A 26,617-nucleotide genomic window follows, 5' to 3' on the forward strand; every position below is an offset into this window, starting at 1 on the left:
GGCGGTAAAGCTCGAAGGCAGGCGAACCATTGACGAAGTTGTCCATCGAGGTGATCTCACACCCCGCCTGCGCCGTCATCTCCGTCTCCGGAGACCTGGACAAGGTCTCGGCTCCGCAGCTGGAGAAGGTGATCTCGGAGGTGCTGGGGGCCGGGCACGTCCACCTCATCGTGGACGTCTCCGCCCTGGGCTTCTGTGACTCCACGGGGGTCTGGCTGCTGCTGGCCGGACTGCGCCGCTCCTTCGAGGCCGGAGGATGGCTCCGGCTGGCGGGCGTCCGGGGCTTCCTGCAGCGGCTCCTGGAGCTGACCCGGCTCAGCGAGGCGTTCCCCACCGATCCGACCGTCGCCGAGGCCATGCGCCATGTTCCGGCCCGGCGCTCCGGCCAGGCCTCGCCCCCCGCGCCGGCCTGACGGACCGTCCACCCGAGGGCCCTGTCCCCGCCCCCGGGTCCCGACCCCGTACACGGGTTCCGCCTCCGCCTGAGGGCCCTGCTCCCGCCCGAAGGCCCGGCTCCGTCTCACGGTCCCACCCGGGGAACCCGCCCGCCCGAGGGCCCTGCCCCCGCCCACGGGCTCCGACTCCACAGCGTCGTCGATGCGGACGTCCTCGAGACGCTCCGTCCCCGCTCACGGGTCCCGACCCCGCCCGAAGGCCCGCTCGCGGTCCAGTCCGGGGACACGGCGCTGCCCGTGTCCCCGGACGGGACCGTACTCATCCGGCCAGCAGCACCGCCATGGCCTTGAGCTGGGCGTCCAGCGACTCGCGGAGCCGGCCGGTGAGCGAGCCCTCCCGGTGCCGGTCTGCGATCTTCTGCCGGACCGGCGTGAGGTCCTGGGCGCAGCAGACGCTGTTGGCCAGGACCTGCCGCAGGTCCAGCGCCACGTCGGGGCGGATCTCCCCCCGGCCCGCGCTCTCCGCCAGCAGGGTGTTGAAGCGCCGTACGCGCTGGTCCAGCGTGAGCTGTTCCGTCCGCACGTTCTCCACCAGAAGCACCGTCGGTTCCGCGCTCGGTTCCCCGGACCCGCCGGTGTCCGCCGCCTCCCGCCCGGCGTCCGGGCCGCCGGTGCCGGTGCCGGTGCCGGTGCCGGTCCGCCGTCCGGTGTCCGTCTCCTGCTCCCGCTCCCGTCCGGCGTCCAGGCCGCCCGCACCCGTCTCCCGTCCGGCGTCCGGGCCGCCGGTGGGCCCGCCGGTCGGTGGCCCGGCGGTCCCGGCCCCTCCTTCGGGCTCCGCGGAGGAGGGGACCGGAGCGGGGTCCTCGGTGAGGGCGGGACCCGGCTGCGGGGCCGGGCCGAGAGAGATGACGGCTCCGTTCCGCTCACCGCCGACCTGCCCCCAGACCAGGAAGCCGGTGACCATCGTCAGAGCGGTGACGGCCGCCGTGCGGTGGACGATCGAGCGCCGCGCCGAGCCTCCCGACCTCCTGCGCCGGGCCCGCGCCGCCGCCAGGCCCTCGGCCACCTCCTGCGCCCTCGGCCGGGATCCCGGATCGTGCGCCAGGCAGCGCCGGCACAGCGCCGCCACCTCGGACGGCAGACCGGGCACGCGCAGCTCGGGCGGCGGTCCCTCGCGCCGCGCGTTCTCGATCTCCTCCCAGGTCCGCTCCGGGTACGGCGTGGCGCCGGTGAGCATCTCGAAGAGCAGCACGCCCAGGGCGTAGACGTCGCTCGCGGGGTCGGCGACCCGGCCGGTCAGGCGTTCCGGCGCCACGTAGGGCGGGGTGCCGTACTCGCCGGTGCGGTCGTCGTCCTCCTCCCCGATGAACGCCGCGATGCCGAAGTCGAGCAGCTTGGCGCCGTCCGAGGCCAGCAGGACGTTCTCGGCGGTGACGTCCCGGTGCACGACGCCCCGCTCGTGGGCGGCGGCCAGGACGGTGGCCAGCCTCCCGGCGATCGCCACGGCCTCCGGCCAGGGCAGCGGCCCCTGGACGATCCGGTCGGCCAGCGGCCGCCCCTCCAGCAGCCGCATCACCACGTAGGCGGCGAGGCGGCCGTGGGAGGTCACGGTCTCGCCGTAGTCGTAGACCTCGATCGTGTCCGGGTGGATGAGGCGCGCGGTGGCCCGGGCCTCGCGCCGGATGAGCTCGCGGTCCGCGCCGAGGTCCGCCTCCAGGATCTTGATCGCCACCATCCGCTGGAGGGACTGGTCGAACCCCCTCCAGACGACGCTCATGCCGCCCCGGCCGATCTGCTCCATCAGCAGGTACCTGCGGGTGAGCACGTCGCCCGCGCGGAGTCCTCCGGGTTCAAGCAGATTCACGGACCACCAGCTCCGTCGGCAGCACCGGGTTGTTCCTGGTGCTCTCGGGAGAGTTCATCGACATCAGCAGCAGCCGGGTGGCGAGTGCGGCGAACTCCTCCACCGGCTGGCGCACCGTGGTCAGCGTGGGGGAGGTCCGCCGGGCGATGGGGGCGTCGTCGAAGCCGATCACGGCCACGTCGTCGGGCACCCGGCGGCCGGCGCGGCGCAGGGTCTGCACAGCCGCGGCGGCCATCACGTCGGAGGCGGCGAACACCGCGTCCAGATGCGGCATCCTGCGCAGCAGCCACTGGGCGGCGTGCACGCCGGAGGAGTGGGTGAAGTCGCCGTAGGCCACCGGGATGCCCGTCATGCCGGCCAGGGAGAGCGTCCGGGTGAAGCCCTCCAGCCGGTCCCGGGCGGCGGGGAGGCCGGGCGGCCCCGCGATGGCGGCGATGGACCGCCGCCCGCCGAGCAGCAGGTGCTCGGCGGCCTGCCTGGCGCCGTCGGCGTTGTCCATGTCCACGTACGGCAGGTCGATGCCGTCGGGGGCGCGGCCCGCGCTGCGCACCGGGACGCCGGAGGCGGCCAGGGTCACCACGAGCGGGTGCCGCTCCCGTGCGCCGATGAGCAGGACGCCGTCGACGCCGCCGGCGACGAGCTGCGGGGTGGCGATGGTGGAGGTGGCAGAGGTGGCGGTCATCACGGTGAGGGGGATCCCCTGGCCGGTGAGCACCTCCTCCGCCGCGGTGATCATCCTCGCGTAGAACGGCTCGGTGAACAGCCGCTGTGCGGATTCGCAGACGACCACGGCCACGGTCTGGTCGCACCGCCGTCCGGATCCGCCCCGGGGTGCGCGGTGACGCACGTAACCGAGACGGGAGATCGCGTCGTGCACCTGTCGTCGGGTCGAGGTGCTGACCCTGACAGAGCCTGTGAGGACCCGGGACGCCGTTGCCGGGGACACACCTGCTTCTGCGGCGACCTGGGCGAGTGTGGGCACATCAGACATAACTTCCTCCACACCTAGTTCCGTGCAGGTGGGAGCGCTCCCAGTGAACGTAGCATTGTTTCGGAACTGTCAACAGACGTTTCCGAAAAATCACGCGATGTCTGTCAGATCTTCTTGACCCTCCAGTCAGGAGCGAGCATCGACATGATGATCGAGTCATGCCGTTCCCCTTTCCAGAGGAGGGCGTCCCGGCGGACTCCCTCCTGCACGAAACCGACCTTCCGGTAGACGTGGGCGGCCCGGTCGTTGAAGTCGAAGACCTCGAGCTCGATCCGGTGCAGATCGGTGGTGGCGAACGCGTGGTCGAGCACGAGCCGGATCGCCTCCGTGCCGTAGCCCCTGCCGAACGCGCGCGGGCCGACCAGGGCGATCCGCAGGTTGCAGGAGAGGTTGGCGGTGTCCAGGTCGTTGAGCACCACCTCGCCGACGTAGGAGTCGTCCTCGGCGGCGCAGATCGCCAGGTCCAGCCGGTCGTCGTGCTCGCCGCGGGAGCCGTACCAGAGCTCGGCGGCCTGGTAGGCGAACATGCCGTGCGAACCGGTCAGCCGGGCGACGTCGGGGTCGTTGACGAGCTCCCAGAGCCCGTCGACGTGCTCGGGCCCGACGGGCCGGAGCGTCACGCGCTCTCCGTGGAGTGTGGGTTTTCTGGCGAACATCACCCGCGTGTCTACCGTCTCGGGGACGTTACGGGCAAGCCCTTACCAACCGGGTGGTCTTCGCGATGAAGCCGAGAGCTGTCTTTCCGGGCTCAGACCGGACATCGTTCGGGGAGGGACGAGGCGCCCTCCGGGGGCCTACCAGGGGCCGTAGGGGCCCGAGCTGCCGCCCTTGCCGACCTCCCGTACGGCCGGCCGCACGTCGGCGAGGTAGATGCCCGCCGCGATCACGGACACGATGGTGAGGAAGCCGATGCCCGGGAGATAGCCCACGGCGGAGGCGAAGGAGAACAGCGCGGCGAGACTCAGGATGATCGTCCACAGCTGCTTGGTCTGCTTGCCGGTGACCGCGAAGGCCCGCGCCGGGGTCTTGATCGCGTGGACGAGGGCCCAGGCCGAGAGGATGAAGGCCCCGATGCCCAGGATCAGGAAGATCAGGTCCAGGACACCGTAAATCTGGAACATCGTCCCTCCATGGGATCGCCGCGCCGGTCGCCCCCAGACTAGGCGATGCCGCGCACCCGCCGGTAAGCCCTTCTCCCGGCCCGCGCCGCCCCGGGACTCCCGCCGGTCGGCCGGGCCCCGTCACCCACCGCCCGGCCCGGGACGGCGAGGCCCGCCCGGGCGTCGACCGGGGACGGCGAGGCCCGCCCCGCCGACCGGCCGGAGACGGCAGGACCCGCCCCGGCCGGTGCCGGGGCGGGTCCTGTGCGGTCCCGTGCGGACCTGCGTCGCGGACGGGGCCGTGGCCTCAGGCGGAGGCCGGGCCTTCGCCGGGAGAGGTCAGGCTCTCACGGCGAGAGGTCAGGCCTTCACCGCGTTCTTCGGGGCGCGGGCGTTCCTCCTGGGGGCGGCGGCGGGGGTGGCGGCGATCGCGGGCTCGGCGGTGGAGGAGACCTCCTCCAGCTCCAGGGCGGCCTCGCCGCTCACCTTGGAGACGACCTTGCGCCCGCGGTTGGCGAACTCCTCGTAGAGCTCGTTCGCCTTGGCGGTCAGCTGGTCGGCGTAGTCGCGGGCCTTGACGGGCAGGTCCTTGGCGTAGCCCTCGGCCCTGCCGCCGAACTCCTTGGCGTAGCCCTCGGCCCTGCCCGCGATCTCCCTGGCCTTGACGGGCAGGTCCTTGGCGACCTCGCGGATCTCCTCGCGGCGGCTCTGCAGCCGCTGCACCTGCTCGGGCAGCTCGCGCAGCTTCTCCACCGCGAAGTCGCCGGCTCCGGCGACGGCGTAGAACGGCTTGGAGTCGGTGATCTTCTTGACCTCGGTGGCCAGAGTCATGAGTTACCCTTTCCTGGTTTCGGTTCGGTCGTGCCGTTCGCCGAGGACGCCGTGTAGGGCTTCAACGCGGCGGCGAACTCCTCGGGGAACGGCCCCTCGTCGTCCGGCGGGGAGACCGTGTCGCCGTTCTGGGGCTCCGGAGCGGGATGCGCGCTCTTGGCGGCTCGCGCGTCCTCGTCCGGGGCCCCGGCCCGGTTCTCCTTGCGGAACGACTCGTAGATGTCGATCAGCACCTGGCGTTGCCGCTCGGTGATGAGGGTGTCGGCCCGGATGACCGTCAGCACGTCGCTGTCCGGTTCCCGGTCCTCGATGAGGCCGGCCTGGATGTACAGCGCCTGCGCGGAGATGTGCAGACCCTTGGCGATCTGGTTCAGGATCTCCGCGCTCGGCTTGCGCAGCCCCCGCTCGATCTGGCTGAGGTAGGGGTTGGAGACCCCCGCCGCGGCGGCCAGCTGGCGCAGGGAGATCTTCGCCTGCGTGCGCTGCTCGCGGATGTACTCGCCGATCGAGCCGACCTTGGGTAGTGCCATGCCTCAAGTCTGCCCCACGTTGCTTGCAATTGCAAACGCGTTGGCTAACACCAGCAAGCGGTCAAATGTGCGTCATCGGTGCCCTGATCAGTGCGGGACCAGCCAGAGCAGCGGTGCGGAGGCGGTCAACGTGACGGAGAACACCACGACGCCGTAGCGGAACCGGCGCGGGAGCCTGGGGCCCGGCGAGACCAGGCGCTGGACCCGGGCCATCACGGCGGAGGAGGGGCTCACGGCGCCCAGGGCCCCGTGCGGGGCGGGCACGGCGCCGGCGGTGCCGAACCGGAGCAGGGCGGTGGCCAGGCGGCGCGGCGAGCAGGAACGCCGGGCGGCGTCGTCGGCGGCCATCTCCACCAGCAGGGCCACCTCGTGCTGGGCGTCCCGCACCGTGCGGGACCAGGGCAGCGCCCGGCGCAGCGCGGCGAACGGGAGCAGGACCAGGTCGTGCCGCTCGCGCACGTGGGCGCTCTCGTGCGCCAGGACGGCGTGCAGCTCGTCCGGGGAGAGCAGCTTCAGCGCGCCCTCGCTCACCACGACCTGGGAGCGCAGGCCGGGCACGCAGTAGGCGGCCGCGCCCGGGTGGTCGACCACGTGCACGCCCGGGACCCCGGGATCCTCCCGGGCGATGAGGCTCAGCAGCGTGCGGTGGCGGCGGCGGGCGCGGAACGTCTGCAGGCCCGCGGCCAGCAGCACCACGACCAGCACGGTGAACGCGGTCAGTCCGGCGATGAGGGCGAAGATCCTCGGCAGGTCGTACGGCCCGCGCGGGCCGTACCCGCCCTCGACGGCCGAGGCGGCGAAGGCGCCCAGGCCGTGCAGCACGCCCCGGCCGTAGGGCTCCAGGGCGTAGGCGAGCAGCGCCCCGGTGCCGGCCAGGCCCCAGGTCACCCCCAGCGCCTGCCACAGGACGATGGCCACGTGCGGGGCGCGGTAGGTCCACCGCGCCCGGACCAGCCGCCAGGCTCCGACCGCGCAGACCGAGGCGAGGAACGCCAGGGCTGCCGCGGTGATCACTCGTCCTCCAGCTCCGTCAGGGCTCTGCGCAGGATCTCGGCTTCGGACCCGGAGACGGCCTGGGCGAAACGGGTGAGAGCGGCCGACCGGTCCCCGGTCATGTCGAGCGCCTCCAGCATAAGCTCCGCGACGTAGGCGTCGCGGCTCGCCGCGGCCGCGTAGCGCCACGCGCGCCCGTCCCGGGTGCGGATGAGGAAGCCCTTGCGGGTCAGCCGGTCGAGCACCGTCATCACCGTGGTGGGCGCGAGGTCCCGCTCCTCGATGAGGCGTCCCACCTCGCGGGCCGTCACCGCGGACGGCTGCGCCCAGATGATGTCCATGATGCTGCGTTCAAGCTCACCGAGACCCTTCACGTGAACAAGCCTAACCCCGCACCACGTCGGGTAGTACTACGGGCTGTCGAGCGGGGCGACGGCCGCCCACGGCACGGTGACCTCGCCGAGCCGCCAGCGGGACCGGCCGCCGAGCGGTGGGCGGAGGAATACCGGCCAGGCCGCGGAGAGCGCCTCCACCGCGGCGATCCAGCGCTGGCGCGCGCCGTACGGGGCCAGCGGGGCGCTGACCGCCCAGGCGTGGTCGAAGTCGCGCAGGAAGGCGTGGACCGGCTCGCCCGGCACGTTGCGGTGGATGAGCGTCTTGGGCAGGCGCTCGGCCAGGTCCGAGGGGCGCTCGAAGGCGTCGAACCGGGCCGACAGGGTCAGCGTCCGGGGTCCGGAGGCGTCCAGGGCGGCCCAGACGGCGCGGTGCCCGACCTCCGAGCAGGTCCCCTCGACGATCATCCCGCCCGGGTCGATCCCGGACCTGAGCAGGTCCCAGTGCTCCCAGGCCTCCGCCTCGCCGTACTGCCGCAGCACGTTGAAGGCCCGCACCAGCAGCGGCGGCCGGTCCACCGGCAGCTCGAAGCCGCCCAGCCGGAACTCGAGGCCCGGGCGCTCGTACGGCCGGGCGGCGGCCACCCGGGCCGGGTCGATCTCGATCCCGGTGACCTCGACGTCCGGGCGGACCCGGCGCAGCCGCAGGAACAGCTCCAGCGTCGTGGTGTGCGAGGCCCCGTAGCCGAGGTCCACGACCAGCGGCCGACGGGCGGAGCGGAGCATCGGCCCGCAGACCGCGGCGATCCAGCGGTCGGAGCGCCGCAGCCGGTTATGGCCGGTCGTGCCGCGGGTGATCGCGCCGACCGGTCTCCTCGGGCGCGCCACCGGTCAGGAGGTGACGCGGTGGATCTTGTGCTGGGCGGCCTGCGCGCGCGGGCGGATGACCAGCCGGTCGATGTTCACGTTCCACGGGCGGGTGACGCACCAGGCCACGGCGTCGGCGACGTCGTCGGCCGAGAGCGGGCCGGGCACGCCCTGGTAGACCTTCTCGGCCCGCTCGGCGTCGCCGCGGAAGCGGGTCAGCGAGAACTCCTCGGTGTGGACCATGCCGGGGGCGATCTCGACGATCCGGACCGGCTCGCCGCACAGCTCCAGCCGGAGCACCTCGGTCATCGAGGTCTGCGCGTGCTTGGCCGCGTTGTAGCCGCCGCCGCCCTCGTAGGAGACCAGCCCCGCCACGGAGGTCAGCATCACCAGCACGCCGTCGCCGGAGGCGATCAGCTTCGGCAGCAGGGCCTGGGTGACCCGGAGCGAGCCGAGCACGTTGACGTCGTACATCCGCTGCCAGTCGGCGGGGTCCCCGGAGGCCACCGGCTCCAGCCCGATCGCGCCCCCGGCGTTGTTGACCAGCACGTCGCAGCGGTCCAGGGAGGCGGCCAGCTCCGCCACCGACTCGGGGGAGGTCACGTCCAGGGTCGCCGGGCGGATCCCCGGGACCTCGGCGGCCAGCTCGTCCAGCCGGTCCCGGCGGCGGGCCGCCGCCACCACGTCGAAGCCCTCCCGGGCCAGCCGGCGGGCCGTCGCCGCGCCGATGCCGCTGCTGGCCCCCGTCACCACAGCCGTCTTCTTCATGACCAGCCATCCTGCCAGCACCGCCGGACGCCGCCCTGTGCGGCCCGGTATGTCCGTAGATCGCGGGAATGCCGTGAAGATATGTGAGGTTATATCCGTCTCGGAGGTGGTGTCGGTGAGGCGACGACGGGTCAACCGGGTCGCGACGATCAGCATGCACACGTCCCCCCTGGACCAGCCGGGGACCGGGGACGCGGGCGGGATGAACGTCTACATCGTGGAGGCGGCCAAGCGCCTGGCCGAGCTGGGCGTCGAGGTGGAGATCTTCACCCGGCAGACGGCCCGGGACCTGCCGCCGGTCGCCGAGATCGTCCCGGGTGTCTCGGTCAGGCACGTCACCGCGGGGCCGTACGAGGAGCTCGACAAGGGCGACCTGCCCGGCCAGCTCTGCGCCTTCCTGTCCGGCGTGCTGCGCACCGAGGCGATGTACGACCCGGGCCGCTACGACGTCATCCACTCCCACTACTGGCTCTCCGGCCAGGTGGGCTGGCTGGCCAAGGAGCGCTGGGGCGTGCCGCTGGTGCACACCATGCACACCATGGCGAAGGTCAAGAACCTCCTGCTCGCCGAGGACGACCGGCCCGAGCCCACCGCCCGCGTGCTGGGCGAGGAGCAGGTCGTCGACGTCGCCGACCGCCTGGTGGCCAACACGCCGACCGAGGCCCGCGAACTCGTCGAGCTGTACGGCGCCGCCCCCGGCCGTGTCGAGGTCGTCAACCCCGGCGTGAACCTCACCGTCTTCCGGCCCGGTCCCCGCGGTGCGGCCCGCCGCAGGCTGGGCGTCCCGCGCGACGCCCTCATGCTGCTGTTCGTGGGCCGGGTGCAGCCGCTCAAGGCCCCGGACGTGCTGCTGCGCGCCGCGGCCCGGATGCTCGCCGACGACCCCTCGCTCCGGTCGCGGCTCGTCGTCGCCTGCGTCGGCGGCCCCAGCGGCAACGGCCTGGCCCGCCCCTCCCACCTGGCCGACCTGGCCGCGCACCTCGGCATCCAGGACGTGGTCAGGATCGTGCCCCCGGCCCCCCAGCACGAGCTGGCCGACTGGTACCGCGCCGCCGACGTGACCGTCGTGCCCTCGCACAGCGAGTCCTTCGGCCTGGTCGCGCTGGAGTCGCAGGCGTGCGGCACGCCGGTCGCCGCGGCCTCCGTGGGCGGGCTGCGCACCGCCGTGCGCGACGGCGTGTCCGGAGTGCTGGTGGAGGGGCACGACCCGCACGACTGGGCCCACGTCCTCGGCCGGTTCGTGCGCCTGCCGGCCTGGCGCGACGAGCTGTCCGCGGGCGCGGTCGCCCAGGCCGCCGCCTTCGGCTGGTCGGCCACCGCGGCCCGGCTCGCGGAGGTCTACGCCGGGGCCATGGCGCACCTGCACCGCGCCCCGGTCGCGGTCCCCTGCTCGTAGGACCGGCCGCGCCCCGGTCGCGGTCCCCTGCTCGTAGGACCGGCCGGGTCCCGGTGGCGGTGCCCTGCTCGTGGGGCGGGCCGGCGCGCTCGTAGGGTGGGGTCCATGCGCGAAGTGATCGAGGCGGCGCTCAAGGGCGCCGAGGTCTCCTTCGAGGAGCCCAGGCCGGGCGCCTTCCTGGTGAGGCTGCCCGGCCAGCACAAGCTCGCCACCATGACCTGGTTGATCGTCGGCGACCAGGCGCTGCACGTCGAGGCGTTCTTCTGCCGCCAGCCCGACGAGAACCACGCCGAGTTCTACCGCTGGCTGCTCACCAAGAACGGCTCCATGTACGGCGTGCACTTCGCCCTGGACCCGGTCGGCGACGTCTACCTGGTGGGGCGGATCGCCCTGCCGGCGATCTCGGAGGAGGAGATCGACCGGCTGCTCGGCTGCGTGCTCACCTACTCCGACGAGGGCTTCGACCGCGCGCTGGAGCTGGGCTTCGCCTCCTCCATCCGCAAGGAGTGGGAGTGGCGGGCCAAGCGGGGGGAGTCCCTGGCCAACCTGCAGGCGTTCGCCCGGTTCGCCGACCCGGGCCGCTGAAGCGCCCGGCACGACCGGCACGGGCGAAAGGCGCACCGGCACGGGCGACCCGGCATGCACGACCCGGCATGCACGACCCGGCATGCACGACCCGGGGCGGCCGGTGCGCGGCGGGCCGGTGATCCGCCGGGCGGCCGGTGCGGCGGGCCGGTGATCCGCGGCTCTGACTAAGCTTGGCCGCATGGCGACTTTGGTGCTGCTGCGGCACGGTGAGAGCGAGTGGAACGCCAAGGGTCTGTTCACCGGCTGGGTGGACGCGGGACTCTCGGCCAAGGGCGAGGAGGAGGCACGGCGCGGCGGGCGCCTGCTGCTGGAGGCCGGGGTGCGGCCCGACGTGGTGCACACCTCGCTGCTGAGCCGGGCGATCCAGACGGCGAACCTCGCCCTGGGCGCGGCCGACCTGCTCTGGTTGCCGGTCACCCGGTCGTGGCGGCTCAACGAGCGCCACTACGGCGCGCTCCAGGGCAAGAACAAGGCGCAGACGCGCGAGGAGTTCGGCGACGAGCAGTTCATGCTCTGGCGCCGCTCCTACGACGTCCCCCCGCCGCCGATCGCCGACGACGACGAATACTCCCAGGCCGGCGACGCCCGCTACGCGCTCCTGCCCGGCGAGCTGATGCCGCGGACCGAGTGCCTCAAGGACGTCGTCGAGCGCATGCTGCCGTACTGGTACGACCAGATCGTGCCGGACCTCGCGGCGGGCCGGACCGTCCTGGTCGTGGCGCACGGCAACTCGCTCCGCGCGCTGGTCAAGCACCTGGACGGGATCGGCGACGACGAGATCGCCGGGCTCAACATCCCCACCGGCATCCCGCTCCGCTACGAGCTGGACGCCGACTTCCGGCCGCTCGCCAAGGGCGGCCTCTACCTCGACCCGGACGCGGCCGAGGCCGCCATCCAGGCCGTGGCCAACCAGGGCAGGTGAGGCGGCGTCCCGGGCCGCGCGGCCCGGGCCGGCCGGTGACGCGAAAAGGGGTCCGCTCGTCCGGGCGGGCCCCTTTTCGCGTTCCCTTTCCGCTCCGGTTCTCCGGTCCTCCGGCCTTCCCGGGCCGGGCGGGTGCGGTCCCGGGTCAGCCGGTGAGGTTGATCTCGTGGGGACGGGAGCCGGTGACCAGGTAGACGACGTCGCGGGCGACGCGGACCGCGTGGTCGGCGTAGCGCTCGTAGTAGCGGCCGATCAGCGTCACGTCGATCGCCGGCTCGACCCCGTGCTGCCAGGTCGGCTTCATGAGGGTCTTGAACAGCTTGCGGTGCAGCCTGTCCATGGCGTCGTCGTCGTGCTCCAGCTCCAGCGCCGACTCCACGTCGCGTGAGGCGATGCAGCCGCCGGTCTTGGTGACCAGGCGCTCGGCGATCTGGCCCATCTCCAGGATGGTCGCGCGCAGCTCCGGCGGGATCGCCGAGTCCGGGTGGCGCAGCCGTGCGACCTTGGCCACGTGCTGGGCCAGGTCGCCCATCCGCTCCAGGTCGGTGCCCATGCGCAGGGCCGTGATGACCATCCGCAGGTCCACGGCCACCGGCTGCTGCCGGGCCATCAGGTCGAAGATCGTCGCTTCGATCTCCGCGAAGAGCCGGTCGACCTCCGTGTCCTGGGAGATGACGGTCTCGGCGAGCTGGAGGTCGGAGTCGAGCAGGGCGGTGGTGGCCCGGGAGATCGCCGACCTCACCAGCCGGGTCATCTCGACCAGCTTGCCGGTGAGGGAGTCGAGTTCTTCGTGGTAGGCGTCGCGCATGGCCTCACCGTACGGGCGCGTTCGTGAACGAACCCCGACCGAAGGGTGAACTTTGCGGGAAGGAGGGCGGCACCGCCTCCCGGGCCGTCCTGAGGGGGGAGGGGCGCGCCTACCATCGAGGGCGTGAAGCCGACAGGAGGACCACGTGAGTGAGCTGATGGCGAGCCTGGCCGTACTGGCCGGGTTCGTCGTGGGAGCGCTGGCCGTGATGGCCGTCCGCCCGGTCACGGGGCGGCAGCGGGCGGTGGTGCCGATCGATGACCTCCAGCCCGGTGGGCTGCCCCAGGGCGTCGCCTCAGTGCTGGCGGTCCTGCCGTCCTCGGCGGTCGTGCTCGACCGGGAGGACCGGGTGCTGCGGGCCAGCTCCGCCGCCCGGGCCTTCGGCCTGGTCAGGGGAGACCGCCTGATGGCGGCCGAGCTGCTCGCGCTGGCCAGGCAGGTGCGCAGGGACGGCGAGATCCGCGAGAGCGAGATCGAGGTGGCGGGGCACAGGTTCGGCCAGGAGGCGACCAACTTCGCGGTCCGCGTCGCCCCGCTCGGGCCGTACGGCCAGGTCCTGGTGCTCGCCGAGGACCAGACCGAGCACCACCGCGTCGAGGCGGTGCGCCGCGACTTCGTGGCCAACGTCAGCCACGAGCTGAAGACGCCGGTCGGCGCGCTGAGCCTGCTGGCCGAGACCATCCAGGACGCCGCCGACGACCCCGAGGCGGTCACCCGCTTCGCCGGGCGCATGCAGCACGAGGCCGCCCGGCTCACCTATCTCGTCCAGGACCTCATCACGCTCTCCCGGATCCAGGGCGCCGAGCCCGTCCCGACCCCCTGCCCGGTCCCGGTCGACGAGGCCGTGCACGACGCCATCGACCGCTGCAACACCACGGCGGCGGCCAAGGACATCACCCTGGTGGCCGGCGGAGTCGAGGGCCTGCAGATCTGGGGTGACGAGGAGCTCCTCGTCACCGCGCTGCGCAACCTCATCGACAACGCGGTGGCCTACAGCCCCGAGCACACCCGGGTCGTGGTCAGCGCCCGGCCGGCGGGCGACTCCGTCGAGATCAGCGTGAGCGACCAGGGCATCGGCATCCCGGAGAGCGCCCAGGAGCGGATCTTCGAGCGGTTCTTCCGGGTCGACACCGCCCGCTCGCGCGCCACCGGCGGCACCGGGCTCGGCCTCGCCATCGTCAAGCACGTCGCCGCTGCCCACAACGGCGCGATCACGGTGTGGAGCAAGGAAGGTTCCGGCTCCACGTTCACCCTCCGCCTGCCCGCCCTCGGCGGCGTGGCGGTCCCCGCGACACCCGACATCAGCACCATCCCCCTGGAGGCCTCGAAGTGACCCGCGTGCTCATCGTCGAGGACGAGGAGTCGTTCTCCGACGCCCTGTCCTACATGCTGCGCAAGGAGGGGTTCGAGGTCGCCGTGGCGGCCACCGGCCCCGAGGCGCTGGAGACCTTCGACCGGGGCGGCGCCGACCTGGTCCTGCTCGACCTGATGCTCCCCGGCCTGCCCGGCACCGAGGTCTGCCGGTCCCTGCGGCAGCGCTCCAACGTGCCGGTGATCATGCTGACCGCCAAGGACAGCGAGATCGACAAGGTCGTCGGGCTGGAGCTGGGCGCCGACGACTACGTGACCAAGCCCTTCTCCTCCCGCGAGCTGGTGGCCCGCATCCGCGCGGTGCTGCGCCGCCAGGGCGACGTGGACGAGCCGGAGTCGTCGGTGCTCACCGTCGGGCCGGTGCGGATGGACGTGGACCGGCACGTCGTCGCGGTCCGGGGCGAGGCGGTCCAGCTCCCGCTGAAGGAGTTCGAGCTGCTGGAGGTGCTGCTGCGCAACGCCGGCCTGGTGCTCACCAGGGGCCAGCTCATCGACCGCGTCTGGGGCACCGACTACGTGGGCGACACCAAGACCCTGGACGTCCACGTCAAGCGCCTGCGGGCCAAGGTGGAGGCCGACCCCTCCAGCCCGCGCTGCATCCTCACCGTGCGCGGCCTGGGCTACAAGTTCGACCCCGTGGAGGAGTGACCCGCGGGGCTCCGCGCCCGCGTGCGACGTCGAGGGGGGTACGGCTCCGCGAGCCGTACCCCCCTCGACGTGCGTGCCGGTGACCGCACCTCAGCGGCTCAGTGGCTCAGTGGTCGCCCTCGCCGTGCTCCGCGGTGGCGGACGGCGTCGGGGTCGGCGTGGGGGCGGCGGAGGCGCCCTGCGCGGGGGGCAGGGTCGCGAACTCGCGGCTCCGGGTGACCACCGGGATCCGCAGCGGGACGATGCCGGCCTTCTCGAACTGCAGCTGCACCTGGATCTCCTCGCCGCCCCTGAGCGGCTTCTTCAGCTGCTCGATGACGATCGAGTGCGCGGGCCTGCCGACGACGGCGGCCTGCTTGCCTCCGGCCGGGAGCGGGACGGGTGCGGGGACCTTGGCGGTGCCGAGCGCGGGGTCCACGCCCACGCCCACGAGCTGGTCCGGCTGACCGGTGGTGTTGACCATGTACAGGTAGAGCGGGGTGCTGGCGCCGGCGGGCAGCGTCCCGCCGGAGTCCGGGCCGAGGAGGAAGGCCTGGGTGATGTCCAGCCCCTTGACCTTGACACTCGTGGCCTCGGTCGGCGCGTAGGGCTGGGTGGTGATCGCGTCGAATCCGGCGCCGCAGCCGGCCAGCGCCGGAGCGGCTGCGAGGAACGCGGCGGCGGCGATCGCCCGGTGACGGCTGTTGCGGGTCACGGTGCGGGTTCTCCTTGTCACACTAGAGATAGGGCAGCGCCAACCCTATCCGTCCGCTTTCCCGGGTTTTCCGGCGGCCTGGCGGATCGCGGGCATCGGGGGCGTGCAGGTCATGAGTGCTTTTCCAACCCTTGATTCACACAGTCGGACGCTTGTCAAGGCTTAAAACGCGGCTTTGACCTGCAGTTATGGTGATTTCACTGTTCCGGGAGCCTGTGGATACGTGGTACTCTGGAGTACAGCGGAAGGGGTACTTGTCACATGACTTTCCAGGTCGGCGACACTGTCGTCTACCCCCACCACGGGGCTGCTCGGATCGAGGCGATCACGACTCGGACCATCAAGGGCGAAGAAAGGACCTACCTGGTTCTGAAGGTCGACAAGGGCGACCTCACCGTCCAGGTTCCAGCCGACAACGCCGAGCTCGTCGGAGTTCGCGACGTCGTCGGCCAGGAGGGCCTTGAGCGCGTCTTCGACGTGCTGCGCATGCCTCACACCGAGGAGCCCACCAACTGGTCCCGCCGCTACAAGGCCAACCTCGAGAAGCTGGCGTCCGGTGACGTCAACAAGGTGGCCGAGGTCGTCCGTGACCTGTGGCGTCGAGACAAGGAGCGCGGACTCTCCGCCGGAGAGAAGCGCATGCTCGCCAAGGCGCGGCAGATCCTGGTCAGCGAGCTGGCTCTCGCGGAGAAGACCAACGAGGACAAGGCCGAGGCCCTGCTCGACGAGGTTCTCAACTCCTGAACACGACATTTCCACGGGTGGGCGTCGGGGTCGACGTCCACCCGTTCGCATCCGGGCGCGAGTTGCACCTCGCGGGACTGCACTGGCCGGGCGAGACGGGCCTGGCCGGGCACTCCGACGGTGACGCCGCGGCCCACGCCGCCTGCGACGCGCTGCTGTCCGCGGCCGGTCTCGGTGATCTCGGCGGTCTCTTCGGCACGTCCGATCCCCGGTGGGCCGGCGCCTCCGGGGCCTCCCTGCTGGAGGAGACGGCCCGGCAGGTCCGGGCCGCCGGGTTCGAGATCGGCAACGTGGCCGTCCAGGTGGTCGGCAACCGCCCCAAGCTGGCGCCGCGCCGTACCGAGGCCGAGAAGGCCCTCAGCGCGGCGGTGGGCGCGCCGGTGAGCGTCAGCGCCACCACGACCGACGGGCTGGGGCTCACGGGCCGCGGAGAGGGCGTGGCGGCGATCGCCACCGCGATCGTGGTGAACCTGAACGGCGGGCCGCGCGTCCTGTAATGCGGAGCGCGTGAGCGTTCGTCGCGTTCCGGCGGGTGGCGCGGAAAAACCCTCCGGAACCCCTGCGGGGCGGCCCGTTTCCTGGCGCGGTACGGGTCGCCTCTTTTTCTTCGGATAATCACGTATGTCCTGGGTACGCCTCCAATGACCGTGTCCCGTCACAGGGGGGAGCTGGACATGCTTTGGTCGATCATCAGCGCAATCGTGATCGGAGCCATTGTGGGCGCGCTCGCGCGTCTCATCATTCCGGGCAGGCAGAGCATCAGCATGGCGCTGACGCTCATCGTGGGAATCGCCGCCGCGCTCATCGGAACGCTCATCGCAGGCGCGCTGGGCGTCGCGAACACCGGGGGGATCGACTGGTGGGAGCACATCCTCCAGCTCGCTCTGGCGGTGGTGGGGGTGCTGCTCGTCACGCAGATGCGTCCCGGGAAGACCCACCCGGGGGGAACCACCCGGACCTGATCCGGCAGGAATTTTATATTTCCAGGAGTAATCCTGGAGTACGGGGTAGCCCTCTTTCCGTGAGAGTGAAGGTCTCACCCTCACGGGGAGGTTGATATGACTATCGCATCCATTCTCGGGGCCATCGTCATCGGCGCCGTCATCGGCGCAATCGGTCGTCTCCTGCTTCCTGGCCGACAGGCGATCGGATGGGTCCTGACCATTGTCGTCGGTATCGTCGCCGCACTGATCGGTACCGCGATCGCCCAGTCGCTGGGCGTCGCCACCACCGACGGCATCGACTGGATCGAGCTCGTCATGCAGGTCGTCCTGGCCGTCGTCGGTGTCGGCCTGGTCGCGGGGCTCCGCCGCTCCAGGGTCTGACAGCCGAGCGCACCTTCCCGGTGACCGGCCGCGGTCCGGGCGGGCACCGTCCGCTCCGGAGACGCCCGCGGTGGCAGGCTCGATGTCCTGGCTTCCGCACAGAGACCCGTCCGGCGCCCACACGGCGCGCCGGGCGGGTCGCGGCCGTAGGCGGGGCCGGCTCCTTCCACGGGCCCTGGAGCCGGCCCCGCCTACAGCCGGTCGAGCTCCCGGGCCCTGGAGTCGGCCCCGCATACGGCCGATCGAGTTCCACGGGCCCCGTCGAGCTCCACGGGGCCCGGAGCCGGCCTCGGCTACGGCCGATCGGGGTGCTTCACCCCTCCGGAGGGACGGGGGTGCTGCGCATGCGGCCCGAGGGCGGTGCAGCGACCTCGTCCTCCTGAGGATCGGCGGCCTCGGCGCCGTGCGCCGGATCGGGGTCGGGATCCGGCTCGGGACCGGGGGCCGGTGAGCCGTCGTCCATCACGCGCATCGGCCGGGTGTCGGCGTCACGGCCGGCGGGGTCACCGGGATCCGAGGGGGACGCCTTCGGCCGGAGGCCCGTCCCGGAGCCCTCCGCCTCCGCCTCCGCGTGCGGTGCGGCGGTCCAGGTCTCCACACGCTCCCCGGTCCGGCCGCCCCCGGGCCTCCGGTCCTGTACGGCGCCGCCTTCCGGATCGGGTACGGTCTCGCGTTCCGGATCGCGCACGGCGCCGCGAGGAGGGTGCACGAGCAGGTCACCCGGGTGCGGGCGGACCAGGTCACCCCAGCGCACGGGCTTGTCCCTGGGGACGGGGACCGGCTCCGGAGCCTCGGGAGCGGCCGTTTCGGGCTCGGGCGCCGAGGAGGGACCGGCGGGCCGGTCCGCGGGCTCCTCCGCCACGAGCTCCGGGTCTCCCGCACGGGCCAGGTCCCCAGCTCGCTCCGGGTCTCCCGCACGGGCCAGGTCCCCAGCGCGGTCCGAGTCCCCCGCGCGGTCCGGGTCTTCTTCACCGCGGCGACCCCCGGCGGGCCGGTCCGCCACGGGGTCCGGCCCGGGCAGTTCGTCCACCTCCGGCGTCTCCGGTGCGGGCGTGGGCCCGACCACGGGCTCGGTGGACAGGTCGTGGAGCGGAACCGGGTCCAGCGGCGCGGACTCCAGGGGCGGGGCGGCCTGCGGGTCGAGCGGGGTCTCCACCGCCGGATGCTGGACCGGGCGGGCGGAAGAACGGTCCGCGGCCTCCGGCCCGGCGTCGGGGAACGGCACGATGTCACCGTCCCGCTCCGGACCCGTCCGCCGGGCGTCCAGGGCGGCCCGCCGTACGTGGGCGTGCTTGATCAGCACGAGCCAGAGCCACAGAGCCAGGGCCAGCATCGCCCAGGGCGCGACGGCGACCACGACGGCCGCCCGCCGTACGTCCACCGCCGTTCCGGCGGCCCTGATCACCTCGGCGGCGACCACGGCGGCGAACAGCAGGACCAGGACGGCCCCGGCCTGCAGGCGGATCGGCCAGCGCGCACCGCGCAGCAGCAGCACGCCGATCATGGTGATGACCAGGAGCGCGTCGAAGCCCGCCGGGTAGAGGTAGGCCAGGTCGGCGCGGGCCCCGCCGGTGACGGCCAGGGCGCGCAGGGTCTCGAAGGACAGCACGCACGCCGTACCGGTCAGCGCGGCGACGCCGATCCCGGCGAGCGCGACGCCCGCGTGGCGCAGGGCTACGGCGGTCCGGCCGGGGGAGGCCGGAGCGGAGGACAGGGCAGAGGACGGGCGGGAGATCGGACCTGCCGCCGCGGGGGATTTCACGTCCATGGCCCTCCGACCCTACCGCGATCATGCCGTCGCACCCCAGGCCTTCGGTGCAGGCCGAACCGCGTTCTTCCTGGTCCGCGGAGGCCGGATGTCCCGGATGGCGCGGAGAGGACCGATGCGGCCGTGATTTCAACGTCGCGTAACCCGGCTTGCCGGGCGGGGGAAGGCGTTAGCCTTTTCTCGTGAGCCTGCGCCTTTACGACACCAGCACACGCACGGTCCGCGAATTCGTTCCGGTGGAGCCCGGCCGGGCGTCGATCTACCTGTGTGGCGCCACCGTGCAGGCCCCACCGCACATCGGCCACATCCGGTCCGGCGTCAACTTCGACGTGCTCCGCCGCTGGATGACCCGGTCCGGTTACGACGTCACCTTCTGCCGGAACGTCACCGACATCGACGACAAGATCATCCGGGTCGCCGCCGAGGAGGGCGTGCCCTGGTTCGTGGTCGCCGAGCGCAACCAGCGCGCCTTCACCTGGGCCTACCAGGTGCTCGGGTGCCTGCCGCCGACCGTCGAGCCGCGCGCCACCGGCCACGTCCCCGAGATGATCGAGCTCATGGAGCGGCTGATCGCCGCGGGCCACGCCTACGCCGCCGACGGGGACGTCTACTTCGACGTGGTCTCCTACGCCGACCGGTACGGCTCGCTCTCCAACCAGAGGCTGGAGAACATGCGGGCGGCCGGCGACACCGACACCGACTCCTGCAAGCGCGACCCGCGCGACTTCGCCCTGTGGAAGGGAGAGAAGCCCGGCGAGCCGACCTGGCCGACCCCGTGGGGCCGGGGCCGTCCCGGCTGGCACCTCGAGTGCTCCGCGATGGCCACGAAGTACCTCGGGGCGACCTTCGACATCCACGGCGGCGGCGTCGACCTGATCTTCCCGCACCACGAGAACGAGCTGACCCAGTCGCAGGCCGCCGGGGACGGCTTCGCCCGCTACTGGATGCACAACGGCATGCTCAAGATCGGTGCGGAGAAGATGAGCAAGTCGCTCGGGAACTCCCTGCTGATCCCCGAGGTCACCAAGAAGGTCCGGCCGGTCGAGCTCCGCTACTACCTGGCCGCGCCGCACTACCGCTCGGCGATCGACTACTCCGAGGAGGCGCTGTTCGAGGCCGCCGCGGCCTACCAGCGCATCGAGGGCTTCGTCACCCGGGCGGCCGAGGTGATCCACGACGTGGACGCCGACGCCCCGCTGCCCCAGGCGTTCACCGACGCGCTCGACGACGACCTGGGCACGCCGCAGGCGCTGGCCGTGGTGCACGAGGTGGTCCGCGAGGGCAACGTCGCCCTGGCGCACGGGAACAAGGAGCAGGTGGCCCGGCTGCTGGCCGAGACGCAGAACATGCTCGACGTGCTCGGCCTCGACCCGCGCTCGGAGCAGTGGCGCTCCTCGGGCGGCGACTCCGGTCTGCGCGCGACCGTGGACGCCCTGGTCGCCGTGGCGCTGGAGCAGCGGCAGGCGGCCCGGGCCCGCAAGGACTTCGCCGCGGCCGACGCCATCCGCGACGGGCTCGCCCAGGCGGGCGTCGCCGTGGAGGACACCCCGCAGGGCCCTCGCTGGGAGCTGTCGAGGTAGGCCCCGGGGCGGTCGCGACACCGCCCCGGACGCGGGGCCGCCGTCGAGGCCTCGGTCCCGATCTTGCTCAGCCTCCGCGTCGCCCCGTGTTCCGCTGCGCCGCCGAGCCCGCGGCCCTCCGGCGGTCGCGGGCGGCGCGGGCTCGGCGGGGCAGGCCGTACGCTAGGGACCATGGCTGGTGGGGGTAGAGGGTCCGGGCGACCCGCGAAGAAGAAGAGTCCGACCAAGGGCACGGGCGGCAACGTCCGCCGTGGCCTGGAGGGCAGGGGCGCGACCCCGCCGGCGCACATGCGGCACTGGTACAAGGACAAGGCGCGCGCGGAGCGGCTGGAGCGCGAGGAGAAGACCGGCAGGTCCTCGTCGCAGCGTCCCGCCCAGGCCCGCACCCGGCGCAGCGAGGACGCGCCGGAGTACATCGGCGGCCGCAACCCGGTCCTGGAGGCGCTCCGGGCGGGAGTGCCCGCGAGCGCGCTCTACATCGCGCAGCGCATCGACAACGACGACCGGGTCAAGGAGTCGGTGCGCATCGCCGCCGACCGGGGCATCGCGATGCTGGAGGCCGGCCGGGAGAAGCTGGACCGGCTGACCGAGGGCGGCGTGCACCAGGGCGTGGCCCTGCAGATCCCCGCCTACGAGTACGCCCACCCCGAGGACCTGGTCCACGCGGCCCAGGACGCCGCCGAGGTGCCGCTGATCGTGGCCCTCGACAGCGTCACCGACCCGCGCAACCTCGGCGCCATCGCCCGCTCGGCCACCGCCTTCGGCGCCCACGGCCTGGTCGTGCCCTCCCGCCGCTCGGCGGGGGTGACCGCCGGTGCGTGGAAGACCTCGGCGGGCACGCTGGCCAACATGACCGTGGCCCGTGCCGCCAACCTCACCGCGACCCTGCGGGACTACCGCGAGGCGGGGCTGTTCGTGATCGGCCTGGACGGCGAGGGCACGGTCGACGTCGGCGACGCCAACCTGCTCGACGGCCCCCTGGTCGTGGTCGTCGGCTCGGAGGGCAAGGGCCTGTCCCGCCTGGTCCGGGAGGCCTGCGACCTGGTCGTCCGCATCCCCATGAGCGCCGCGGCCGAGTCCCTCAACGCGGGCGTCGCCGCAGGCATCGCCCTGTACGAGGTGGCCCGCCACCGCAAGCGGTAGATTCCACTCGCGGTTCGCGCCCCTTCCTCAGTGACGTCAGGGGCTCAGGCCGACTACACTCGTCAGGCGACCGTGCCGACGTAGCTCAATCGGCAGAGCATCTGTCTTGTAAACAGAAGGTCAGGGGTTCGATTCCCCTCGTCGGCTCGTAAAGAGAAAGGCCCCTGAACAGGCGATACGCCGTCAGGGGCCTTCCTGCTTCCGGTGGTCAACCGGTGTCCTCGGCGTCGCTGGGAGCCATCCTGGGAGCCACCGGCGTCTGCCCACCCAGCAGGGCTCCGGAAATCGCCGTCGTCGCGGCCCGCTTGTCACCCTCCATCAGGTGCCCGTAGACGTCCTTCGTGATGGCGATGCTGGCGTGCCCGAGGATCTCAGAGACGACGTGCAGGGGAGTGCCCTGGGCGAGCATGAGCGAGGCACCCGAGTGCCGCAGCTCGTGCGGGTGCCAGTGGCCGAGGCCGGCCTTCTGCGACAGCCGGGAGAACAGGCGCGAGAAGTTGTCCGGATCCGAGGGGCTGCCGAAAGCGGTCGGGAAGATCAGCCCGTGTTCGGCCCACTCCTTCCCGGCCTGGAGGCGCTCGGCGTTGTGCGCGGCCCGGTGCCGCTTGAGCACGTCGACCAGTTCCGGAGTCAGGCAGAGCGTACGGCGTGACCTCTTGGTCTTGAGCTCGGAGATCACGAGCCGGGTTCTCCGCTCGGTCCCGGGGGTGCGGTTCTTGAGCCGCTTCACGGCGTGCGTGACTCGCAGGGTTCCGGCCTCCGGGTCGAAGGCGTCCCACATCAGCCCGAGCGCCTCACCGCGGCGGAGCCCGAAGACGAGCGCCAGGAGGACGAGCGTCCCCATCCGGTGCCCGCTCACCTGGTCGAGGAGCATGCGCGCCTGGTCGACGGTGAGCGTCCGGCCCTCGTCGTTGTTGACTCGGGGCGGCATGGACAGCGCGGCGACGTTCCGCCCGACCAAGCCCTCACGCTCGGCCTGCCCGAGTGCCTTGCGCAGTACGGCCCGCATGTTCCGCACGCTGTTGGGCTTGTACTTCTCCCGCTTGGCCTGCCAGAGGGCATCGACGTGGGCGACGGTCAGCGCGGTGAGCTTGTGCCGGCCGAGTCCCGGCTTGAGGTGGAGCCGTACCGTGTCCTCGTAGTCGTCCAAGGTCGAGTCCGCGATGTGGCCGGGGAGCATGGACAGCCACCGGTCGAGGAACGCGCCTACGGTGATCTTGTCGTCGGGAACGGGAAGGCCCTTGGTGATGCCCTCGCGGATCTTCCGGATCTTCTCGACGACCTCGGCCCGGGTCTTGCCCGAGACCTTCTTGCGGATGCGCTTGCCATCCGGGCCGTAGCCGAGGGAAAGCGCGCCGCGCCACCGGTCGCCGTCCTTGTAGATGGAGTCCTCGTTCTGACCACGCCTCTTCTTGCCGCTCATGCCGCGTTCTCCTCTTCCAGGTGGGTGACGAATTCGATGAGCGCGCTCCGGGGGATCCGGCGGAGACCACCGACGCGGACTGAGCGGAGCGCGCCCGATCTCATGAGCGCGTAGACCTTCGTCCGGCCGATGCTGAGCAGCTCCGCCGCCTTCTCGGGCCGCAGAAGCAGGGGATCGGCGTCATCGATCATGCGGCCTCCCTGATTGCCGAAAGGTCGGGGACGGGTCGACCGGCGGCTTCCGCTTGCCGGGCGAGGAGGGTTGCTCGCCAGCGTTGGCGTTCGGCGACCATGCGCAGCAGTCGCAGGGCGAGGGAGGGGACGTCGCCGTCTCCGGCCGGGACGGGCTTCCAGAGGTAGCGGTGCGGGTCGCTCTTGGCGGGGTCGTCGGCCAGGCCCAGGGCTTCCAGGACCCAGGTACGGCGGTCGCGCCGATGTTCGGTCAGGGTCTTGTTCGACCACTTGCGGGAGACCAGGACCCGGCGTCCGGCGTAGCCGAGGTGTTCGGGCTTGTGGGCCTTGCCCCGGCACCGGCCTGGAGCCATCCCGGCTTTGGCGCCCTTGGGCTGCACGCCGTAGCGCAGCCAGTTCGGGCACGATGGCGAGCATGGTTCGTAGCGCAGGGCCTCGACCAGCCGGGCCGCGTGGTCACGCCGGGCGGCGTCGTCGGTATCGAGGCTCTCGCCGAGGGACTTGGTCAGGTACTTGCTCAGGTAGCGGATGCACTGGTCGGCGTCCGGGGTGCCGGCCAAGACGCCTTGGACGTCGACCTGGTCGCCGAAGCGCAGCACGTGCAGGGGTTCGGCCTCGTCGTCCTGGTCGAGCTGGTCGAGTGCTTCATCCCAGGTGGGGAGCAGCTCTCCCGTGACGGGGTCGAGGTAGTCGCCGTCCTGCCCGTCCGGGTAGGTGCCGCCCTCGGGGAGATCGGCCCGCGGAGCCCACACCGGCAGGTGCTCGCCCTCGAAGCGGACTTCATCGACGGCCGGCCACCACACCTGGTGATACGTCGCGGCGGCGATCTGCTTGATCTCCGCCCGGGGCAGGGTGCCGCGCACCGCCATGTGCAGATGCGGCGCGAGCCGCTTCTGAGGCTCCACGCTCGCGAAGTACTGCACGTCGTATCCGGCGACGCGGCGCAGGTTCTGCACGAACCGGTCGACCAGCTTGGAGAAGTGCAGCGCGTCCCGAGCCGCCCGCCGGTAGTCGTAGGTGCTCGGGTCGACCGGCACGCCTTGACCGGCCCGGATCCGGCCGTAGGACGGCAGGGTCAGGGTGATGAACATCGACGGCCGGTAGACCGCCCCGTTCGCTCCGGTGAAGGTCCGCCCGAGCGTCGTGGGGTTCATGGCCCGCTTGGGCAGGTCCGGGGCGTCCTGTCGCCGCCGGGTCGACCGGGAACGCTTGCCCGCGTTGCGGCCGGACAAGGTGCCGCGCATCCCGGCCGCGCGGATCTCCTCATCGATCCCGGTGATCGCCTCGTCCCAGTCGGCGACCTCCTCGGGCGTACCGTTGCGTTCGGCCGCGTCCCGCTTGGCCTGCACATCGGCGCGGAACTCGATCAGCCACCGCTGCTGCTCATCCGCCTCGTCCGGGGTGGTGGCCGGTTCGGCGTCCAGGTGCCAGCCCTCCCGGCACTGGGCCATGCGCAGGTAGCGGTTGCGCTTGGCGCACGGTGGGCACACGGTCTCCCGGGTGGCCCCGCAGGGGACGTTGACGTCCTCGCTCTGGCCGGTGCGCACGTCGAGGCGCCGCAGCACGATCGGGCGGATGCACACGCCGTTGTGCTTGGCGATCTCCACCGCCACGTCCAGCGCGACCGGCATCTTCTGCCGCTGCGCTCGGGAGATGGAACGGTCGGTCGTCGGGGTGGTCATTCGTTCACCTCCTCGCGGTGGATCTCGGTCAGGTCGGCCGCCAGCCGGTAGACGGCCCCGTACGGGTCGGTGCTGATGGAGGGGTTGGACAGTTCGAAGGCCACCACCCTCTGCGTGCGGCGCGGCCCGAGCAGCGCCAGGATGGGCCGCTCGCAGATGCGGGTGATCTCCTCGTCGGTGCCGTAGAAGCAGACCCTCATGCCGCCACCGCCTCGGCCATGGCGCGGATGTCGGCGTCGGAGACGTAGGCCGCGCGCACCCGGATCGGATCCGGGGAGGCTTCCAGCCGGACATAGCCGACACCCGCTCCTTGCTCCGGGATCGGGGAGATGTGGTCGGCCAGCGCGCCCCGGTCCCGGGCGCCGTCGCCGAGCACCATGTCCACCTGCTCCGACTCGTCCAGTCGCAGAGCGATCTTGTCGGGGAACAGGTTGCGGATGGTCAGCACGTCTTTGCGCGGGTCCTGGAGCGCCGCCATCACCCCGACGCCGACCGCCCGCCCCTGCGTGGTGAGCGTGGCCAGCGCGGCGGAGATGCGCTGCTTCAAGGCCCGGTCGGACTGGTAGGCGGTCAGGAACGCCACCTCGTCGACCACCACCAGGACGAAAGGGTCCTCCGGTGTCGGGGTGTGGGAGCGCTGTTGGCCGGCGAACCGGTCGGCGCGTTCCTGCATCACCGCCACCGCCGCATCCAGGAGATCGGCGCACTGCTCCGGGGTCGCCGCGTACCGCTCCCCGAACAGGGACCGGCCGAAGGACAGTTCCATGCGCTTGGGGTCCAGCGCCCAGATCTGCACCAGGCCCGCACGGACGGCGGGGAGCAGGCCGCGGATGGTCGACCAGATGATCGAGCCCTTGCCCGCTCCTGTGGCCCCGGCGACGAGGACATGGGTGCCGTGGACCTTGAGCAGCCACGGGGAGCCGTCCTCGCGGGTGCCGACTCGCACCGGCCCCACGGATACCTCTTCCGGGATCGGCATGGCCGGAAGCGGTGTGATCAGGGGATCATGCCGGGGGAAGACGAGCACCAGGCGGCCCGCCCGCGCGATCGAGACCCGGCAGGAGCGGGCGCCGAAGCCGTGCGCCAGGTGGTCGATGCGGTCGGCCCAGTCCTTGACCGCTTGGCCGTGCAGCATCTTGACGGTGACCACGTCGGCCCACGAGGTGCAGCGCACCCGGATCAGGTGGGGGAGGTAGTCCCGGCTGCGCAGGTGCCGCCCCAGCCCGGAGACGACCATCACCGCCTGCCAGTGCCGCCGGTAGATCCACACGAAGCGCCAGAAGGCCAGCAGTGGCCAGCCGACCAGCCGCAGGAACGAGGGCCGATGCACCGAGCACCACAACGCGAGCACGGTCACGGCCGCCGCGATCAGGCCCAGGCCCGCCCGCCAGCCGTACAGCCACGCCACCGCACTTGAGACGGCGACGACGGCCGAGGCGACCGGATGCCGCCAGAGCAGCCGGACCAGACCGGCGAGCAGCCGCCAGGCGAAGATGACGAGCGTGACGAACGCCGGGGTGCGGACCACGGCCGGACGGAACACCACGGCGGTATCGGGCGTGGTGGAGACGAGGTGCTGTGCCTCGTCACCGGGCATCTTCTTGAACATTAGACTTCAGTCCTCTCTTGAATCGCATCTGGGGAGACCAGGGGCCGCCGGAAT

Annotated in this window: 30 protein-coding genes and 1 tRNA gene; 13 read left to right on the top strand and 18 right to left on the bottom strand. The window is 72.3% G+C overall.

The window, feature by feature from the left end:
• The first annotated feature begins 29 nt into the window (after positions 1-29).
• The gene (locus HS048_RS07335) at positions 30-413 is read left to right on the top strand and encodes an STAS domain-containing protein (protein ID WP_191893869.1); all 384 of its coding nucleotides are present in this window, start codon (positions 30-32) and stop codon (positions 411-413) included.
• Between the two features lie 301 nt (positions 414-714).
• Here the strand turns inward: HS048_RS07335 and HS048_RS07340 are convergent, their stop codons facing one another.
• The 10 genes from HS048_RS07340 to HS048_RS07385 all read right to left on the bottom strand — a co-directional run bounded on the left by HS048_RS07340 (position 715) and on the right by HS048_RS07385 (position 8,671).
• Positions 715-2,259 carry a serine/threonine-protein kinase gene (locus HS048_RS07340; protein ID WP_196466532.1) on the bottom strand — a complete coding sequence of 515 codons (1,545 nt, stop codon included), beginning with the start codon at positions 2,257-2,259 and terminating at the stop codon, positions 715-717.
• On the bottom strand, positions 2,246-3,250 hold the full coding sequence (locus HS048_RS07345) for a LacI family DNA-binding transcriptional regulator (protein WP_068896450.1): 1,005 nt from the start codon (positions 3,248-3,250) through the stop codon (positions 2,246-2,248). Before HS048_RS07345 ends, HS048_RS07340 begins: the two co-directional genes overlap by 14 nt.
• Positions 3,251-3,354: 104 nt before the next feature.
• Positions 3,355-3,870 carry a GNAT family N-acetyltransferase gene (locus HS048_RS07350; RefSeq protein WP_231647267.1) on the bottom strand — a complete coding sequence of 172 codons (516 nt, stop codon included), beginning with the start codon at positions 3,868-3,870 and terminating at the stop codon, positions 3,355-3,357.
• 174 nt (positions 3,871-4,044) lie between these two features.
• Positions 4,045-4,371 (bottom strand): DUF2516 family protein, encoded by a 327-nt coding sequence (locus tag HS048_RS07355; protein ID WP_068896452.1) that lies wholly within the window; start codon positions 4,369-4,371, stop codon positions 4,045-4,047.
• 339 nt (positions 4,372-4,710) lie between these two features.
• Positions 4,711-5,181 carry a hypothetical protein gene (locus HS048_RS07360; protein WP_196466533.1) on the bottom strand — a complete coding sequence of 157 codons (471 nt, stop codon included), beginning with the start codon at positions 5,179-5,181 and terminating at the stop codon, positions 4,711-4,713.
• The gene (locus HS048_RS38475) at positions 5,178-5,711 is read right to left on the bottom strand and encodes a helix-turn-helix domain-containing protein (RefSeq protein WP_068896454.1); all 534 of its coding nucleotides are present in this window, start codon (positions 5,709-5,711) and stop codon (positions 5,178-5,180) included. Before HS048_RS38475 ends, HS048_RS07360 begins: the two co-directional genes overlap by 4 nt.
• An 87-nt stretch (positions 5,712-5,798) precedes the next feature.
• Positions 5,799-6,725 (bottom strand): M56 family metallopeptidase, encoded by a 927-nt coding sequence (locus HS048_RS07370; RefSeq protein ID WP_068896455.1) that lies wholly within the window; start codon positions 6,723-6,725, stop codon positions 5,799-5,801.
• A complete protein-coding gene (locus HS048_RS07375; RefSeq protein WP_084008187.1) occupies positions 6,722-7,078 on the bottom strand; it encodes a BlaI/MecI/CopY family transcriptional regulator in 357 nt (118 codons plus the stop codon). The genes HS048_RS07370 and HS048_RS07375 overlap by 4 nt, the downstream gene beginning before the upstream one ends.
• A gap of 36 nt (positions 7,079-7,114) precedes the next feature.
• Positions 7,115-7,924 carry a class I SAM-dependent methyltransferase gene (locus HS048_RS07380; protein WP_196466534.1) on the bottom strand — a complete coding sequence of 270 codons (810 nt, stop codon included), beginning with the start codon at positions 7,922-7,924 and terminating at the stop codon, positions 7,115-7,117.
• A 3-nt stretch (positions 7,925-7,927) separates the two neighbouring features.
• Positions 7,928-8,671 (bottom strand): SDR family oxidoreductase, encoded by a 744-nt coding sequence (locus HS048_RS07385; protein ID WP_068896458.1) that lies wholly within the window; start codon positions 8,669-8,671, stop codon positions 7,928-7,930.
• Between the two features lie 109 nt (positions 8,672-8,780).
• On the opposite strand from HS048_RS07385, the gene mshA reads away from it, so the two are divergent.
• From mshA to HS048_RS07400, 3 genes are all read left to right on the top strand, one after another.
• On the top strand, positions 8,781-10,067 hold the full coding sequence (mshA, locus tag HS048_RS07390) for a D-inositol-3-phosphate glycosyltransferase (protein ID WP_269435841.1): 1,287 nt from the start codon (positions 8,781-8,783) through the stop codon (positions 10,065-10,067).
• A 105-nt stretch (positions 10,068-10,172) separates the two neighbouring features.
• Positions 10,173-10,652, top strand: a complete 480-nt coding sequence (locus HS048_RS07395) for a YbjN domain-containing protein (RefSeq protein WP_068896459.1) — start codon at positions 10,173-10,175, stop codon at positions 10,650-10,652.
• A gap of 181 nt (positions 10,653-10,833) precedes the next feature.
• Complete coding sequence (locus HS048_RS07400; protein ID WP_068896460.1) at positions 10,834-11,577, top strand: phosphoglyceromutase; 744 nt, start codon at positions 10,834-10,836, stop codon at positions 11,575-11,577.
• Between the two features lie 145 nt (positions 11,578-11,722).
• On the opposite strand, the gene phoU is transcribed toward HS048_RS07400, so the two are convergent.
• Positions 11,723-12,385 (bottom strand): phosphate signaling complex protein PhoU, encoded by a 663-nt coding sequence (gene phoU / locus HS048_RS07405; protein WP_068896461.1) that lies wholly within the window; start codon positions 12,383-12,385, stop codon positions 11,723-11,725.
• Positions 12,386-12,542: 157 nt separating this feature from the next.
• On the opposite strand from phoU, the gene HS048_RS07410 reads away from it, so the two are divergent.
• Both HS048_RS07410 and HS048_RS07415 read left to right on the top strand, forming a co-directional pair.
• Complete coding sequence (locus HS048_RS07410; RefSeq protein WP_068896711.1) at positions 12,543-13,718, top strand: cell wall metabolism sensor histidine kinase WalK; 1,176 nt, start codon at positions 12,543-12,545, stop codon at positions 13,716-13,718.
• A complete protein-coding gene (locus HS048_RS07415) occupies positions 13,715-14,404 on the top strand; it encodes a response regulator transcription factor (protein WP_068896462.1) in 690 nt (229 codons plus the stop codon). Before HS048_RS07410 ends, HS048_RS07415 begins: the two co-directional genes overlap by 4 nt.
• A 106-nt stretch (positions 14,405-14,510) precedes the next feature.
• Here HS048_RS07415 and HS048_RS07420 read toward each other — a convergent pair whose 3' ends face one another.
• A complete protein-coding gene (locus HS048_RS07420; RefSeq protein ID WP_068896463.1) occupies positions 14,511-15,098 on the bottom strand; it encodes a hypothetical protein in 588 nt (195 codons plus the stop codon).
• 261 nt (positions 15,099-15,359) lie between these two features.
• Between HS048_RS07420 and HS048_RS07425 the strand changes: the two genes are divergently transcribed.
• The 4 genes from HS048_RS07425 (at position 15,360) to HS048_RS07440 (ending at position 17,167) form a co-directional block, all read left to right on the top strand.
• Positions 15,360-15,842, top strand: a complete 483-nt coding sequence (locus tag HS048_RS07425; protein ID WP_012887713.1) for a CarD family transcriptional regulator — start codon at positions 15,360-15,362, stop codon at positions 15,840-15,842.
• Positions 15,843-15,859: 17 nt separating this feature from the next.
• Positions 15,860-16,339, top strand: a complete 480-nt coding sequence (gene ispF / locus HS048_RS07430) for a 2-C-methyl-D-erythritol 2,4-cyclodiphosphate synthase (protein ID WP_068896464.1) — start codon at positions 15,860-15,862, stop codon at positions 16,337-16,339.
• 177 nt (positions 16,340-16,516) lie between these two features.
• Positions 16,517-16,804 (top strand): GlsB/YeaQ/YmgE family stress response membrane protein, encoded by a 288-nt coding sequence (locus tag HS048_RS07435; RefSeq protein WP_068896712.1) that lies wholly within the window; start codon positions 16,517-16,519, stop codon positions 16,802-16,804.
• A 96-nt stretch (positions 16,805-16,900) separates the two neighbouring features.
• A complete protein-coding gene (locus HS048_RS07440; RefSeq protein ID WP_068896465.1) occupies positions 16,901-17,167 on the top strand; it encodes a GlsB/YeaQ/YmgE family stress response membrane protein in 267 nt (88 codons plus the stop codon).
• A gap of 313 nt (positions 17,168-17,480) precedes the next feature.
• Here HS048_RS07440 and HS048_RS07445 read toward each other — a convergent pair whose 3' ends face one another.
• The gene (locus HS048_RS07445; protein WP_196466535.1) at positions 17,481-18,935 is read right to left on the bottom strand and encodes a DUF2637 domain-containing protein; all 1,455 of its coding nucleotides are present in this window, start codon (positions 18,933-18,935) and stop codon (positions 17,481-17,483) included.
• Between the two features lie 182 nt (positions 18,936-19,117).
• On the opposite strand from HS048_RS07445, the gene cysS reads away from it, so the two are divergent.
• The 3 genes from cysS to HS048_RS07460 all read left to right on the top strand — a co-directional run bounded on the left by cysS (position 19,118) and on the right by HS048_RS07460 (position 21,805).
• Positions 19,118-20,515, top strand: coding sequence for a cysteine--tRNA ligase (cysS, locus tag HS048_RS07450; RefSeq protein WP_068896467.1), 1,398 nt, complete (start codon positions 19,118-19,120; stop codon positions 20,513-20,515).
• 171 nt (positions 20,516-20,686) lie between these two features.
• Positions 20,687-21,658, top strand: coding sequence for a 23S rRNA (guanosine(2251)-2'-O)-methyltransferase RlmB (gene rlmB / locus HS048_RS07455; protein WP_068896468.1), 972 nt, complete (start codon positions 20,687-20,689; stop codon positions 21,656-21,658).
• 74 nt (positions 21,659-21,732) lie between these two features.
• Positions 21,733-21,805: transfer RNA gene (locus HS048_RS07460), tRNA-Thr, on the top strand.
• Between the two features lie 61 nt (positions 21,806-21,866).
• Here the strand turns inward: HS048_RS07460 and HS048_RS07465 are convergent.
• The 5 genes from HS048_RS07465 to HS048_RS38480 are packed head-to-tail and all read right to left on the bottom strand — an operon-like array spanning position 21,867 to position 26,563.
• Positions 21,867-23,081, bottom strand: a complete 1,215-nt coding sequence (locus tag HS048_RS07465) for a site-specific integrase (RefSeq protein ID WP_196466536.1) — start codon at positions 23,079-23,081, stop codon at positions 21,867-21,869.
• The gene (locus HS048_RS07470; RefSeq protein ID WP_196466537.1) at positions 23,078-23,272 is read right to left on the bottom strand and encodes a helix-turn-helix domain-containing protein; all 195 of its coding nucleotides are present in this window, start codon (positions 23,270-23,272) and stop codon (positions 23,078-23,080) included. The genes HS048_RS07465 and HS048_RS07470 overlap by 4 nt, the downstream gene beginning before the upstream one ends.
• Positions 23,269-24,954: a replication initiator gene (locus HS048_RS07475; RefSeq protein WP_196466538.1), complete on the bottom strand. Its 1,686-nt coding sequence runs from the start codon at positions 24,952-24,954 to the stop codon at positions 23,269-23,271. The genes HS048_RS07470 and HS048_RS07475 overlap by 4 nt, the downstream gene beginning before the upstream one ends.
• Entirely contained in the window at positions 24,951-25,154 is a 204-nt protein-coding gene (locus HS048_RS07480; protein WP_196466539.1) for a hypothetical protein, read from the bottom strand. Before HS048_RS07480 ends, HS048_RS07475 begins: the two co-directional genes overlap by 4 nt.
• Positions 25,151-26,563: an FtsK/SpoIIIE domain-containing protein gene (locus tag HS048_RS38480; RefSeq protein ID WP_196466540.1), complete on the bottom strand. Its 1,413-nt coding sequence runs from the start codon at positions 26,561-26,563 to the stop codon at positions 25,151-25,153. Before HS048_RS38480 ends, HS048_RS07480 begins: the two co-directional genes overlap by 4 nt.
• Between the last annotated feature and the right edge of the window lie 54 nt (positions 26,564-26,617).

Source organism: Planomonospora sp. ID91781, from assembly GCF_015711595.1.
Lineage (GTDB): Bacteria > Actinomycetota > Actinomycetes > Streptosporangiales > Streptosporangiaceae > Planomonospora > Planomonospora parontospora.